This is a genomic window from Citrobacter sp. Cf088 (assembly GCF_030334295.1).
GTDB lineage: Bacteria > Pseudomonadota > Gammaproteobacteria > Enterobacterales > Enterobacteriaceae > Citrobacter > Citrobacter freundii.
In genome coordinates this window covers 155,142-170,061 of record NZ_JAOWEE010000019.1, presented here as the reverse complement: position 1 = coordinate 170,061, position 14,920 = coordinate 155,142, and the positions used below count along the sequence as shown (strand labels likewise).

At 53.5% G+C, this 14,920-nt stretch carries 12 protein-coding genes; 5 read left to right on the top strand and 7 right to left on the bottom strand.

Annotation, left to right across the window (positions count from 1 at the left end):
* Positions 1 to 45 precede the first annotated feature (45 nt).
* Positions 46 to 621 (bottom strand): GDP-mannose pyrophosphatase NudK, encoded by a 576-nt coding sequence (gene nudK, locus OGV71_RS01280; protein WP_003838513.1) that lies wholly within the window; start codon positions 619 to 621, stop codon positions 46 to 48.
* 156 nt (positions 622 to 777) lie between these two features.
* Positions 778 to 2,757, bottom strand: coding sequence for a formate-dependent uric acid utilization protein AegA (gene aegA, locus OGV71_RS01275; protein WP_204583379.1), 1,980 nt, complete (start codon positions 2,755 to 2,757; stop codon positions 778 to 780).
* A 260-nt stretch (positions 2,758 to 3,017) separates the two neighbouring features.
* Between aegA and narQ the strand changes: the two genes are divergently transcribed.
* Positions 3,018 to 4,715 (top strand): nitrate/nitrite two-component system sensor histidine kinase NarQ, encoded by a 1,698-nt coding sequence (gene narQ, locus OGV71_RS01270; protein WP_204583378.1) that lies wholly within the window; start codon positions 3,018 to 3,020, stop codon positions 4,713 to 4,715.
* A 184-nt stretch (positions 4,716 to 4,899) separates the two neighbouring features.
* A complete protein-coding gene (gene acrD / locus OGV71_RS01265; protein WP_003847241.1) occupies positions 4,900 to 8,013 on the top strand; it encodes a multidrug efflux RND transporter permease AcrD in 3,114 nt (1,037 codons plus the stop codon).
* 75 nt (positions 8,014 to 8,088) lie between these two features.
* Here acrD and ypfM read toward each other — a convergent pair whose 3' ends face one another.
* Positions 8,089 to 8,148, bottom strand: a complete 60-nt coding sequence (gene ypfM / locus OGV71_RS01260; RefSeq protein ID WP_001386977.1) for a protein YpfM — start codon at positions 8,146 to 8,148, stop codon at positions 8,089 to 8,091.
* Positions 8,149 to 8,536: 388 nt separating this feature from the next.
* Here ypfM and OGV71_RS01255 point away from each other — a divergent pair, with 388 nt between their 5' ends.
* The 3 genes from OGV71_RS01255 to OGV71_RS01245 are packed head-to-tail and all read left to right on the top strand — an operon-like array spanning position 8,537 to position 10,252.
* A complete protein-coding gene (locus tag OGV71_RS01255; RefSeq protein WP_204583377.1) occupies positions 8,537 to 8,893 on the top strand; it encodes an ArsC family reductase in 357 nt (118 codons plus the stop codon).
* A gap of 3 nt (positions 8,894 to 8,896) precedes the next feature.
* Complete coding sequence (gene dapE / locus OGV71_RS01250; RefSeq protein ID WP_003037976.1) at positions 8,897 to 10,024, top strand: succinyl-diaminopimelate desuccinylase; 1,128 nt, start codon at positions 8,897 to 8,899, stop codon at positions 10,022 to 10,024.
* Between the two features lie 27 nt (positions 10,025 to 10,051).
* Entirely contained in the window at positions 10,052 to 10,252 is a 201-nt protein-coding gene (locus OGV71_RS01245; protein ID WP_003037974.1) for a membrane protein, read from the top strand.
* A 103-nt stretch (positions 10,253 to 10,355) separates the two neighbouring features.
* On the opposite strand, the gene ypfH is transcribed toward OGV71_RS01245, so the two are convergent.
* The 4 genes from ypfH to purC all read right to left on the bottom strand — a co-directional run bounded on the left by ypfH (position 10,356) and on the right by purC (position 14,867).
* Positions 10,356 to 11,054 (bottom strand): esterase, encoded by a 699-nt coding sequence (gene ypfH, locus OGV71_RS01240; protein ID WP_003037972.1) that lies wholly within the window; start codon positions 11,052 to 11,054, stop codon positions 10,356 to 10,358.
* A 73-nt stretch (positions 11,055 to 11,127) separates the two neighbouring features.
* Complete coding sequence (locus OGV71_RS01235) at positions 11,128 to 13,143, bottom strand: tRNA(Met) cytidine acetyltransferase TmcA (RefSeq protein ID WP_286532449.1); 2,016 nt, start codon at positions 13,141 to 13,143, stop codon at positions 11,128 to 11,130.
* A 15-nt stretch (positions 13,144 to 13,158) separates the two neighbouring features.
* Complete coding sequence (ypfJ, locus tag OGV71_RS01230) at positions 13,159 to 14,025, bottom strand: KPN_02809 family neutral zinc metallopeptidase (protein ID WP_003037967.1); 867 nt, start codon at positions 14,023 to 14,025, stop codon at positions 13,159 to 13,161.
* Positions 14,026 to 14,153: 128 nt separating this feature from the next.
* Positions 14,154 to 14,867 (bottom strand): phosphoribosylaminoimidazolesuccinocarboxamide synthase, encoded by a 714-nt coding sequence (gene purC, locus OGV71_RS01225; protein ID WP_003037964.1) that lies wholly within the window; start codon positions 14,865 to 14,867, stop codon positions 14,154 to 14,156.
* Between the last annotated feature and the right edge of the window lie 53 nt (positions 14,868 to 14,920).

Here is a 14,920-nt window from a genome sequence, read left to right as displayed (position 1 = left end):
TGTCGGATTGGCCGTAAATTTGTAAAGAAATATAAATCCCGCGCATTAGTCCATGAGATGCGACGACTGCAAATAGTTCAACAATAGCACCGTTTTACCGTCACGGATCTCACCCGTTTTGATCATTTCCAGCGCCTGGGTGAACGGCAGTTCCAGAACTTCAATATCTTCATCTTCCACACCGCCACCAGCGTTTGCTCGCTGGCTGTCACTGTATTGTGCAATGAAGAAGTGGATTATTTCCGTCACGCCGCCCGGCGACATGTATAACTCAAACAGTTTGCGCACTTCGCCCACTTCAAAGCCGGTCTCTTCAATGGCCTCTTTGCGAATGCACGCTTCCGGTTCGTCGTTATCCAACAGCCCAGCGCAGGTTTCAATCAGTTGACCATCTTCATTACCGTTGACCCAGGTGGCGACGCGGAACTGGCGAATTAAGACCACCGTTTTCTTCTCCGGGTTATACAGCAGGATTGTGGCACCGTTACCGCGATCGTAAACCTCGCGTTTATGACGAATCACCTCCCCAGTGCTACGGGTCAGGTCATAGGTGATATTGCGCAGGATGAAGTAGTTATCGGAGAGGACTTTATCTTTGATGAGGGTAATTTTTTGCGACATACCGGCTCCACAGCAAGAAGTGAGAAATAATACTACGCCGTGAAACCGGGTTTGTCTTGGAACAATGTAGGCCTGATAAGCAAAGCGCCATCAGGCATTCATGCGGCACATTGCCGGATGACAACGCTAACGCGTTTTATCCAGCCTGGACGCCGATTAGTGAGATTTGACTGATTTTACGCCCAGCCAGTCGACGATCCCCTGGGCGGCGTGCCGCCCCTCCGCCATGGCCGTCACCACCAGATCCGCACCGCGTACCGCGTCGCCACCGGCAAAGATTTTCGGGTTACTGGTTTGGTAACGGTATGCGCTTTCAACATCGGCGGCAATGCGCCCCCAGTTATCGACCTTAACGCCATGCGACTCCAGCCACGGCATGCCGTGTGGGTGAAAACCAAACGCCATGATCACCGCATCTGCGGGCATCACAAACTCACTCCCGGCGATGGGAACCGGGCGACGACGCCCCTGCGCATCAGGTTCGCCAAGTTGGGTACGTAAGAAACGCACGCCGCTGACTCGCCCATCGGCATGCAACACCAGCTCAACCGGCTGGACGTTAAACTCGAAGTTTGCCCCCTCTTCCCGGGCGTTCTTCACCTCTTTTTTCGAACCCGGCATGTTGGCTTCATCACGACGATAGGCGCAGGTCACCTGGCTTGCACCGTGGCGCAGCGCGGTACGTACACAGTCCATGGCCGTATCGCCTCCGCCCAGAACCACCACTTTCAGTCCGGCGGTATCGATAAACGGTTCTTCAGGCAACTCATCCAGCCCCATCACCTGCTTGGTGTTGGCAATCAGGAACGGCAGCGCATCATATACGCCTGGCGCGTCTTCATTTGGCAGGTCCGCCTTCATGGAACGATAGGTTCCCACCCCCACGAACACGGCATCGTAATCCTCCAGCAACTTTTCAAGTGCGACGTCCTTACCCACTTCACAGTTAAGTTCGAAATGAATCCCCATAGCGCTGAAGATTTCACGGCGACGCGTCAGCAGCGATTTATCCAGTTTGAAGGCCGGAATACCGAACGTCAGCAAACCGCCAATTTCAGGATGGCGATCGTAAACGGTGGCACTGATACCGCTACGCGCCAGCACATCCGCGCAGGCCAGACCCGCCGGACCCGCGCCGATAATGGCAACACGCTTGTCCACTTTCTGCACATGGCTTAAGTCCGGCCGCCACCCTTTACTCAGCGCCCGATCGGAGATGTAACGCTCAATATTACCGATGGTGACTGCGCCATGCTCATTACGCACCGTGCATGCCCCTTCGCAGAGTCGATCCTGCGGGCATACACGCCCGGTCACCTCCGGCAAGCAGTTGGTTTGATGTGAAAGCTCAACCGCGGCATCGATCTTTCCGGCTTTGACCAGCTCAATCCACTGCGGAATGTGGTTATGCAACGGACAGGTCCATTCGCAAATACTGTGGTCGCCGCATTTCAGGCAGCGAGAGGCTTCCCGCTCCGCCTGCGCCGTACGAAACGGCAGATAGATCTCTTCAAAGCTGGTTTTCCGGGCATCAATCGCCAGTTTATCCGGCTCACCACGCGCAGGCGTCGCCTGCATTTGCTCACGTTTGGTGATGACATGTGGAACAAAATCGGTAGTGCTGGCGTGCCATGGCTGGCTTTCCAGACTTGCGGTACGCAGCCTACGCGCTTTTGACAGACCGGTAAGCGAATTTTCCGTCACCAACTGTAACGCCTGCGCCGGGCAGTTCTCTACGCAGGCGGGCCCCTGTTCACGCCCCTGGCACAGATCGCATTTGTGCGCGGTGGCTTTCACCTTCCCTTTGGCGACGGGAGTGAGTACGATCTGCATCGTGCCGAAAGGACAGGCAACGACGCACGATTTACAGCCAATGCACTTTTGCGGGTTCACCTGAACGCTGTCGTTATCATGGCTAATTGCCCCATTTGGGCAACTTCTGGCGCAGGGTGCATCTTCGCAGTGGTGACAGGTCACCGCGCTGCGCTGCTGCTGATGTTTAATGACGGTAATTCGGGGCTGAAAATGCCGTTGGCTCAGGACATGCTGTTCGCCATTGTGAGCCATGACGCAGGCGACCTCACAGGCATGGCATCCCAGGCACTGCTGGCTATTGACCATAATAAAACGATTCATGGCTTCCTTCTTTTTTGGTTGCAAAAACCTTATTCTTTATAAGAGTGTTATTAACCGACACGGAAGGAAGCGGCAATGTTCATTTGCCCAGGAAGCACAACTATTTATGCAGAACCTGTGGCAGATCAATTTATTTCATCGCATATGAAATTGTGTTTCAGTTACCATCCAGTTTCATGGCGTTTTATTAACCTTTATCAAATACACCGCATCGTTCACGCTGATTTCAGGCGCGACGTGTATTGTGTGAGGATGCACAAGTGACGGTAAAGCGTCCGGTCTCGGCCAGTCTGGCTAAAGCTTTTTTCTACATAGTGCTGCTGTCAATTCTCTCAACAGGTATTGCGCTGCTCACGCTGACCAGCAGCTTGCGAGATGCCGAAGCCATCAACGTTGCTGGCTCATTGCGCATGCAAAGCTACCGTCTGGGTTACGATCTGCAAAGCCAGAGCCCGCAGCTTAACGCCCACCGCCAGCTTTTCCAGCAGGCGCTAAACGCACCGGCATTACAGAATCTGAATGCGTGGTATGTGCCACAAGCGGTAAAAAGCCGCTATGGACGTCTGCATGCTAACTGGCTGGAAATGAATGCCCGCCTGATCGACGGCGATTTAAAATGGTACCAGGCCAATATCAACAACTACGTCGATCAAATCGATCTCTTCGTGCTGGCGTTGCAACATTATGCCGAGCGTAAAGTCATGCTGGTATTTGGCATCTCGCTGGCAGGCGGGATCGGCATATTCACCCTCGTCTTCTTTACCCTGCGGCGAATTCGCCAGCAGGTGGTGCGTCCGCTGAATAAACTGGTGATGGCCAGTCAGCAAATTGAACACGGTCAGTTTAATATCCCACCGCTGGATACCGGTTTGCCCAATGAACTGGGGTTGCTGGGCAAAACGTTTAGCCAGATGTCGAGTGAATTACACAAGCTGTATCGCTCGCTGGAAGCGTCTGTTGCCGAGAAAACTCACGATCTCCATGAAGCCAATCGCCGTCTGGAGGTGTTGTATCAGTGCTCCCAGGCGTTAAATACCAGCCAGATTGACGTGCACTGCTTCCGCCATATTTTACAGATCGTCCGCGAACATGACGCCGCGTATTTCCTTGAGCTCACCGTCGGTGATAACTGGCGGATTAGCGAAGGGACTAAAAGCCTGGAGCTGCCGATGCAGATCCTGCCGGTCACTATGCAGGAAACCGTCTACGGCGAACTGCACTGGCAAAGTCCAAACGTCAATGCTTCTACTCCGCTGCTTAACAGCGTTTCCTCAATGCTGGGACGCGGGTTGTACTTCAACCAGGCACAAAAACATTTTCAGCAACTGTTGTTAATGGAGGAGCGAGCAACGATTGCACGCGAACTGCACGACTCGCTGGCACAGGTGCTCTCTTATTTACGCATTCAGTTGACGCTGCTGAAGCGTTCAATTCCGGAAGATAACGCCCCAGCGCAAAGCATCATGGAGGATTTCTCCCAGGCGCTGAACGATGCCTACCGTCAGCTACGCGAACTGCTCACCACCTTCCGTCTGACCTTACAACAGGCAGACTTACCCTCCGCCCTGCATGAAATGCTGGAAACGCTGCAAAATCAAACCTCAGCTAAACTCACACTCGACTGTCGGTTACCCACGCTGGCGTTGGATGCGCAAATGCAAGTGCACCTGTTGCAGATCATCCGCGAAGCGGTGCTGAACGCCATTAAGCATGCCAGTGCGAGCGAAATTGCCGTCAGTTGCGTAACGGCTCCGGACGGCAACCACACGGTTTATATCCGCGATAACGGCATCGGCATTGGCGAGCCGCATGAGCCTACAGGGCACTATGGACTAAATATTATGCGTGAGCGGGCGGAAAGACTAAGCGGCACGTTGACCTTCTCTCAACCTTCCGGAGGAGGAACGTTGGTAAGCATCAGTTTCCGTTCGGCTGAATCAGACAGTGATCTAACGTAAAGAACCGCAAAGCGCCGTCGGGTCTGGATCCAGGCCTGACGGCGTTGGCACGAAAGGTATGCTGTAAACGGGCATGATAATTTACATTATCTTCTTTTTTTCTCCACGTTTGACCCGTACCTTGCCGCTAAAGTGAAGCAAGCCATACCCATAACGATACGCAGAAACACGAGGTCCTCTTTTAATGGCGAATTTTTTCATCGATCGCCCCATTTTTGCCTGGGTGTTAGCTATCCTGTTGTGCCTGACAGGAGCCCTGGCTATTTTTTCACTGCCCGTTGAGCAATATCCCGATCTGGCGCCGCCAAACGTACGGGTCACCGCCAACTATCCTGGCGCCTCGGCTCAGACTCTGGAAAACACCGTCACCCAGGTGATCGAGCAGAACATGACTGGTCTCGATAACCTGATGTACATGTCGTCGCAGAGCAGCGGGACAGGCCAGGCATCAGTTACACTGAGCTTTGTCGCCGGAACCGATCCTGATGAGGCCGTCCAGCAGGTGCAAAACCAGCTGCAATCGGCAATGCGTAAACTGCCGCAGGCGGTACAGGATCAGGGGGTCACGGTGCGTAAGACCGGGGACACCAATATTCTGACAATCGCCTTTGTCTCCACCGATGGCTCAATGGATAAGCAGGACATCGCCGACTATGTCGCCAGTAACATTCAGGATCCGCTCAGCCGTATTAACGGCGTGGGGGATATTGACGCTTACGGCTCACAGTACTCCATGCGTATCTGGCTTGACCCGGCCAAACTGAACAGTTTCCAGATGACCGCTAAAGATGTGACCGACGCTATCGAGTCACAGAATGCGCAGATTGCGGTCGGACAACTTGGCGGTACGCCTTCGGTGGACAAGCAGGCGCTGAACGCGACGATCAACGCCCAGTCGCTACTGCAGACTCCGGATGAATTCCGCGCCATTACTCTACGTGTCAACCAGGATGGCTCAGAAGTTAAACTGGGCGATGTGGCGACGGTCGAAATGGGTGCTGAAAAGTATGATTACCTCAGCCGCTTTAATGGAAATCCTGCCTCCGGTCTGGGCGTGAAGCTGGCTTCAGGCGCCAATGAAATGGCGACGGCGGAACTGGTCATTAACCGTCTGAACGAGCTGTCGCAATATTTTCCGCATGGGCTGGAATATAAGGTGGCATATGAAACTACCTCCTTTGTCAAAGCCTCAATCATCGACGTGGTAAAAACCCTGCTGGAAGCGATCGCGCTGGTATTCCTCGTGATGTACCTGTTCCTGCAAAACTTCCGCGCCACGCTGATTCCCACCATCGCCGTTCCCGTCGTCCTGATGGGTACCTTCTCCGTGCTTTACGCCTTTGGCTATAGCGTTAACACCTTGACGATGTTTGCGATGGTGCTGGCGATCGGCCTGCTGGTCGATGACGCCATTGTGGTAGTGGAAAACGTCGAGCGTATTATGAGTGAGGAAGGGCTCACACCGCGGGAAGCGACACGGAAATCGATGGGGCAAATCCAGGGCGCGCTGGTTGGTATTGCCATGGTGCTGTCGGCGGTGTTTATCCCGATGGCCTTCTTCGGCGGCACTACCGGGGCTATTTACCGCCAGTTCTCGATTACTATCGTCTCCGCAATGGTGCTGTCTGTTCTGGTGGCGATGATCCTCACTCCTGCTCTGTGCGCCACCCTGCTCAAACCGCTGCATAAGGGCGAGCATCACGGACAAACCGGTTTCTTCGGCTGGTTTAACCGAATGTTTAATCGCAACGCCGAGCGCTACGAAAAAGGCGTTGCCAGGATCCTGCACCGCAGCCTGCGCTGGATACTGATCTACGGCCTGCTGCTCGGCGGAATGGTTTTCCTGTTCCTGCGCCTGCCAACCTCCTTCCTGCCGCTGGAAGACCGCGGCATGTTTACCACCTCGGTACAGCTGCCCAGCGGCTCCACACAGCAGCAAACATTGAAAGTGGTTGAGGAAGTAGAGAAGTATTACTTCACCCATGAGAAAGACAACATTATGTCGGTCTTTTCCACGGTCGGTTCAGGCCCTGGCGGGAACGGTCAAAACGTGGCGCGTATGTTTGTCCGTTTAAAAGACTGGGATGAGCGCGACACCACTACCGGAACCTCTTTCGCCATCATTGAACGTGCGACCAAAGCCTTTAATAAGATTAAAGAAGCCCGCGTCTTCGCCAGTAGCCCTCCGGCTATCAGTGGCCTCGGAAGCTCTGCCGGTTTCGATATGGAACTGCAGGATCACGCTGGTGCGGGGCATGACGCGTTAATGGCCGCGCGGGACAAGCTGATTGAGCTGGCCGGGAAGGATTCTTCCCTGACCCGCGTTCGTCATAACGGTCTGGACGACAGCCCGCAGTTGCAAATTGATATCGATCAGCGCAAAGCCCAGGCACTGGGCGTTTCCATCGACGACATCAACGATACATTGCAAACGGCCTGGGGTTCCAGCTACGTCAATGACTTTATGGACCGCGGTCGCGTGAAGAAGGTTTACGTGCAGGCGGCAGCAAAATATCGCATGCTCCCTGACGACATCAATTTGTGGTACGTCCGTAATAACAACGGCGGCATGGTGCCTTTCTCGGCCTTTGCCACGTCGCGCTGGGAAACCGGTTCACCGCGTCTGGAACGCTACAACGGCTACTCCGCGGTCGAGATTGTCGGAGAAGCCGCGCCCGGCGTCAGTACCGGTACAGCGATGGACATAATGGAATCGCTGGTGCGCCAGTTGCCGACCGGATTCGGCCTCGAATGGACTGCGATGTCTTATCAGGAACGGTTGTCGGGTTCTCAGGCCCCCGCCCTGTACGCCATTTCTCTGCTGGTGGTATTCCTGTGTCTGGCGGCCCTGTATGAAAGCTGGTCAGTTCCCTTCTCCGTCATGCTGGTTGTGCCGCTGGGGGTCATTGGTGCTCTGCTGGCGACCTGGATGCGCGGTCTGGAAAACGACGTGTACTTCCAGGTCGGGTTACTTACCGTTATCGGGCTATCGGCGAAGAACGCAATATTGATTGTTGAATTCGCCAATGAGATGAACGAGAAAGGACACGATCTGCTCGATGCCACGCTCCACGCCTGTCGCCAGCGCTTGCGTCCGATTCTGATGACCTCGCTGGCGTTTATCTTTGGGGTTCTGCCGATGACCATCAGCAGTGGCGCAGGTTCTGGCGGTCAACATGCGGTGGGGACGGGCGTAATGGGTGGAATGATTTCAGCCACTATCCTGGCGATTTACTTCGTGCCCCTGTTCTTTGTGCTGGTACGCAGACGCTTCCCGTTGAAACCGCGCCCGGAATAATCGGGCACAAAAAAGGCGACTTACGTTGAGTCGCCTTTTTTTATCCTTTACAGGATATGAATTTCTTCCAGAAAATTATTTACGAAGCATCACTTCGATAAAGTCTTTCCAGTTCCCCAGTTCACGTTCAATCATAACAACCTCTCTTATTATTATGAGCATTCTACAAAATCATCATCATCAAAAGAAGAACATTTAACCGATGGTTGTGATTACATCCTCCCGTGTTTGGGGTTTATGTGATCACTATGCGCCATACCCATAAATTTTATGTGACTTACTGCAATATTTTGAAATATTCATACATCATCTACTACTTTTGCAATTCTGATGGAAAAACAGGCTGATGCAAACAGGCAGATTCTGATTTTTAGTTATACGGTATTTTTGGAGCTTTCAGGAATCATTATTCACTGTTGTTCAACAATGTTATATTTTTCTATAACGATTGAATGACAATATGTATTATTCATTGCCACATAATAAAAGAATAAATATTCAAATTACGTCAATAAGGATTCAAATGATCACCCTCTACGGCATTAAGAATTGCGACACGATTAAAAAAGCCAGACGCTGGTTGGATGCACAAGGTATTGACTATCGCTTTCATGATTATCGCGTCGACGGTCTTGACAATACGCTATTACAGTCCTTTATCAGCGAATTAGGTTGGGAAGCGCTGCTCAATACACGTGGAACCACCTGGCGTAAACTCGATGAATCCACGCGCAGTCAAATCACCGATGCGGCTTCCGCCGCCGCATTGATGATTGAAATGCCAGCAATTATCAAACGCCCATTGCTCTGCGCGCCGGGTAAGCCTATGCTGCTTGGTTTCAGTGAATCCAGTTATACTCTGTTTTTTAATGAGGTGTAGTCTATGTCGTGCCCGGTTATTGAGCTGACACAGCAGCTTATTCGCCGTCCTTCCCTGAGCCCGGATGATGCCGGGTGCCAGGCGTTAATGATTGAACGCCTGCGCGCGGTAGGTTTTACCGTTGAGCGTATGGATTTTGGTGACACACAGAATTTTTGGGCATGGCGCGGTAAAGGTGAGACCCTGGCATTTGCCGGTCACACCGACGTAGTGCCCGCCGGCGATGTCGATCGTTGGATCAATCCACCGTTCGAACCGACCATTCGCGATGGCATGCTGTTCGGGCGTGGCGCTGCCGATATGAAAGGCTCACTGGCAGCGATGGTCGTGGCCGCAGAACGTTTTGTCGCCCAGCATCCAAACCATCAGGGTCGTCTGGCATTTTTGATAACGTCCGACGAAGAAGCCAGCGCCAAAAACGGCACCGTAAAGGTGGTTGAAGCACTGATGGCGCGTAATGAGCGACTGGATTATTGTCTGGTTGGCGAACCGTCCAGCACGGAAATCGTTGGCGACGTGGTCAAGAATGGACGTCGTGGTTCACTGACCTGCAACCTGACCATTCATGGCGTGCAGGGGCACGTAGCCTATCCGCATCTGGCCGATAATCCGGTACACCGCGCGGCGCCAATGCTCAACGAACTGGTGGCGATTGAGTGGGACCAGGGTAACGAGTTCTTCCCGGCGACCAGCATGCAGATTGCCAATATTCAGGCAGGTACCGGCAGCAACAACGTTATCCCCGGAGAACTGTTTATCCAGTTCAACTTCCGTTTCAGCACTGAGCTGACCGATGAGATGATTAAAGCACGGGTTCACGCGCTGCTGGAGAAACATCAGTTGCGCTATACCGTCGACTGGTGGCTTTCCGGTCAGCCGTTCCTGACTGAACGCGGTAAACTGGTGGATGCAGTAGTGAACGCCATTGAGCACTATAATGAAATTAAACCGCAGTTACTGACTACAGGCGGGACGTCCGACGGGCGCTTTATTGCCCGCATGGGGGCACAGGTAGTCGAACTTGGGCCGGTCAACGCCACTATTCATAAAATAAATGAATGTGTTAATGCCGCCGACCTGCAGCTGCTTGCCCGTATGTATCAACGTATCATGGAGCAACTCGTCGCCTGATGAGTACTCCTGCAAGAGGAAAAATACATGGACTGGCTAGCAAAATATTGGTGGATTCTGGTGTTGGTGTTTCTGGTAGGCGTGCTGCTTAACGTTATCAAAGATCTCAAGCGCGTCGATCCAAAGAAATATCTGGCCAACAAGCCGGAGCTTCCCCCGCATCGCGACTTTAACGATAAATGGGATGACGACGACGATTGGCCGAACAAGGATCAACCGAAGAAATAATTTCCAGGCCAATAAGTCACGTAGGCCCGGTAAGCGTTAGCGCCACCGGGCGTTAAGTGCCGGATGGCAACGCTTCGCGTTTTATCCGGCCTACGGTTATCAATCAGATCATCTCAATCACATCATCATCGTGAGGCTTACCGCCGCTCAGCGCTTCATCAAAATAGTGCTTCGGTACGGTAAAACGCAGATGATCGAGCGCAAACTGCATGCTGCGTTCATCAATGGCGTGTCCCAGGTTTTCGACGATATCCAGCGTCACATCCCCACCCGCAGCAATTAATGCCTCCTGCGCGGCAACGGCATGGGAGAGCTCTATCACCCGGTCTTCACCACCGTGAATCAAATGCACCGTCGTTGCGGTAGTTGCAACCTCCGGTAAGGTGGCATAGCGACCATTGAAGGCAATGACCCGCGACGCCAGCCCCGGCTCGGCTTTGATGCTCTCAAGCGACATAATCGAACCCTGAGAAAAACCAATCAGCGCGGTTGCCTGCGGTGAAACGCCGCTTTGTTTCTGCCAGTAGCGCACGGTTTCGATAAACACCGGCATAATCGCGTCGATACGCGCCTGGCGGTTCTCTTCCGTTACGCCCTGTACCGAAAACCACTGACGTCCGGAAGTCGTACCGTAAGGCTCTGCCCCGCCAATGCTGACGATTAACGCATCCGGAAACAGCGGCGCAAACCAGGAGCCAATTTCACCCATGGCAACCGGGTTATCGCCGACGCCATGAAACAGCAGCAGTAGCTGTTGAGCGGGTTTATCGGGACTTTGAACAACAAAATGGTCATGTTTCATGGCGATCTCCTTAACTGATGAGAATCATTCTACGCCGCTTAACCGCAATGACCATGCCAGGAAATTGAAGATGTTAGTGAAAAAATTGCCATTGCATAATGCGATTATGTAGCCGCTGTTCACGTTCAGCATCCAGCTGATTTAACGCTTGTGCCGCTTCGGCGCGCTGAACGACCAGAAGCGCTTTACGACCTGAGATCTTCAGCTGTTGGCACAATTCGGCGTCGCTGCGTTTAGCCTGTATACGTCCGCGCAATGCCGGAAGAGGTAATTCACTGTGCTCAAGCAGACGACTCAGACAGCCTAGCGACGTCAATAATGGCCGATGCGCGAAGGCAAACCCAGCCAGCTCAGCCCAGTCATCCTCATTAAGCGTAGTCTCTTTCAGCGGGACCAGCGGAATGCTCTCACCATTCCATCGCGCAAGGATTTCCGCGTCACGCCGCAAATGCTGGTGCTCCCGCTCGGCAAGGCGCTTTCCCGCTTCGCTGATCGGCAGCAACGCCATGGCGGTATAACAGCCGCTGCTGGCTTCCCGGTGATTTCCCATTCGCACCAGCACAAAACCGCAGCGCTGCCAGAAACGCCATAGTTCAGCCGTATACCCAAAACTGACCGACAGATAGTCACACGATGTGGAATAGTGGTGGGCCAGCACAATCAGCTGTTGCCCAATACCTTCTCTTTGGCGCGCAGGATGAACCGCAATTCGACTGACTCGCCTCCCGACGAGCGTCGCCGCCAACGGGTCACCACCGTGCGCCGCCAGCGACTGCGCAACCAGATTCCCCCTCGGTCGACGATATCCGGCCCAGACGGCCTGGCTTAATTCTGCGGATAGTCCCCCTTCATCGACCAGCCAGACAGCACCCGCCACTGAGTCAGCGGTTGATGCCTGAAGAAAATGCTGACCAGGCGCGTCCATCATTCGCCGCAGGTCTAATGGCGAGGTGCGATAATGCGCTCCGGAGAGCAACTGGTATACCGCTAACGGCAGCTCCGGGCTAGCATCCCAGGACTGTTGCTCAAATGCCGAGAAGTGAAGCTCCCCCAATGGGGCATGCGTGAACGTTTCATCATCAAACACCAGCGCATCGCTGACAATTTGCTCCAGCGGACATCCCTGCGCCCAGCGTACGGGTTGTTGCAACTCATAGCGTCGAAGATTGGGGAAGCGGGCGCAGAATTTCAGCAAGAAGCCTCTACCCGTTCCCTCGTAGCCTTGTACTGTAGTGGTTAACAGCGTACGAGGAAAACGCGCCACCAGTTGGTGTAGCAGCGGCGCGGGGATCGCGGCGGCTTCATCCACAATCAGCCAGTCTGCGGTTTCAGAACTGCTTAATAGTGCATCCGGCGCCATAAAGCGGTAACGCTCTGCGGCAAATTGTGCCAGCACATCCGTTGCAGCTTTGGCAGGTGCGGTCACAATCGCAGTGCCGTTAATCCGCGCTATGAGTTGCCCTGCCAGAGCGGATTTGCCCCGACCCCGTGCGGCCGTCACCGCAACCACACCGGGAGGCATAGCCAGCAAATGATTTAATATCATCGCCTGTTCTGGTTGGGGTTCGCCGGTTGCCGCGAGCCAGGCTGCGCGAGCAGGAAAGTGCGGACAGGAAACCGGCTGATGCTGCTGCCAGTGCAGAGCCTGTCTATCGCGGGAAATCACCCGTTTGACGTGCTCAACAAAGTGCGGTGTGGGAATGGGCTCAGCACAATCGCTCCAGCGTAGTGAATCCACGTCTGGATGCGTGTGCCAGGAATGCCAGGGTGGGGTCAGCAAAACCAGCCAACTGCCGGCAAGCAGTGTACCGCTTAAGGCGGCAAACGCCGCAGCGTCAAATCCCTGCCCGGCGTCGAAGACTGCATGACGAAACTCGCGCCCCAGTAACGTTTGCAGCGCCTGTGGCGTACAGTTCGGTTCAGCAGGGGCATTCGCCCCTACCCACAACCAGTCGCCGGGTAATATGTCGCGTAGCGCTAACGCCTGCCCCTGACACCAGTTCTCCTCGCCGCTGATAATTAGCAAACGACGGATCCCCTCACGAGCCATCTGTTCGGTTAACGCCCTCAGCGCAGTGTTATCGGACATCCCTGCCTCTGTATCTTAAATACCTTTACCAAAGGTATTACATTGTCCCGGATCGCCGCTATCAAAACCGCGTTTGAACCAGGTAAAACGCTGTTCAGAGGTTCCGTGAGTAAAGCTGTCCGGTACGACGCGTCCTTGTCCCTGCTGTTGCAGGCGATCGTCACCAATGGCCTGTGCGGCGTTTAGTGCCTCTTCCAGGTCACCAGACTCCAGCACGCCCTGCTGCTGCATGCTGTGGCCCCAGACACCGGCAAAGCAGTCCGCCTGCAGTTCCATACGAACGGAAAGACGGTTCACCTCAGCTTGTGAGGCGTTCTGCTGCATCTGGCGAACCTTCGGTTCAATACCCAGCAGTTTCTGCACGTGGTGACCCACTTCATGGGCGATAACATAGCCCTGCGCAAAATCACCATCAGCGCCCAGCTTGTTTTTCATGTCATCATAGAATGAAAGGTCGATATATACCGTACCATCTGCCGGACAATAAAACGGTCCCATCACGGACTGGCCCGCGCCGCAGCCGGTGCGCGTCGCGCCCCGGTACATCACCAGCTTCGGCTGTTGGTAGGTGCGGCCCATTTTTTCAAACTGCTGTCCCCAGGTATCTTCTGTTGTAGCCAGAATCACCGAGGTAAATTTTGCCGCTTCATCATCGTTTGGGCTGATGGAGCGTGATGATTGTTGTTGGGAGACCGGCTGGCCGGTCATTAATCCGGTGAGATCCACGCCATAATAACCCGCCACCAGCACCACAATCAGCAGGATGATACCGCCTTTACCACTGGGCAGACGAAAACCAGGCCCACCCATAGAGGGGCCGCCGCCAGAGCTGTTTCGTCTGTCTTCCACGTTGTCACTTTCACGACGCCCTTGCCAGCGCATAATCACCTCAACTTTTTATTCATTATGATGATGATCGTAGGCGGTTCGGAACAGGATTACCATAAGAAATAGTAATCAAATCAGGTGGGGTTAATGAGCCGGAGAGCGATCGCCGGCTCAGGGGAAGATTAGTCTAACTTCACACCCAGGCGATGCGCGACGGCTTCATAGGCTTCGATCAGGCCGCCCAGACTCTGGCGGAAGCGATCTTTGTCCATTTTATCCAGCGTTTCTTTGTCCCACAGGCGGCTACCGTCCGGTGAGAATTCATCACCCAGGACGACTTCACCTTTATACAAACCAAACTCAAGTTTGAAGTCGACCAGAATCAGACCAGCATCATCAAACATCTTTTTCAGCACGTCGTTAGCTTTGTAGGTCAGCTCTTTCATACGTGCCAGATTCTCTTTGCTCACCCAACCAAAAGTTTCGCAATAGGAATCGTTAATCATTGGATCGTGCATAGCATCGTTTTTCAGGAACAGATCAAACAGCGGCGGATTCAGTTCAATACCTTCCTCAACGCCTAAACGCTTAACCAGAGAGCCTGCCGCGCGGTTACGTACCACACATTCAACCGGTACCATATCCAGCTTTTTCACCAGACATTCGGTATCAGAAAGCAGTCGCTCCATCTGGGTAGGAATACCCGCTTCTTGCAGTTTAGTCATAATGAAATGGTTGAATTTGTTGTTCACCATGCCTTTACGGTCAAACTGTTCAATGCGCGCGCCATCCCCTGCTGACGTATCATTGCGGAATTCGAGCACCAACAGGTCCGGGTTTTCCGTGCTGTATACGGTCTTCGCTTTACCACGATACAACTCAGCTTGCTTTTGCATCTTTATTACTCCTGGGTGTGAATTAACGATAAATATTGCGTTTTTCTGCCGAC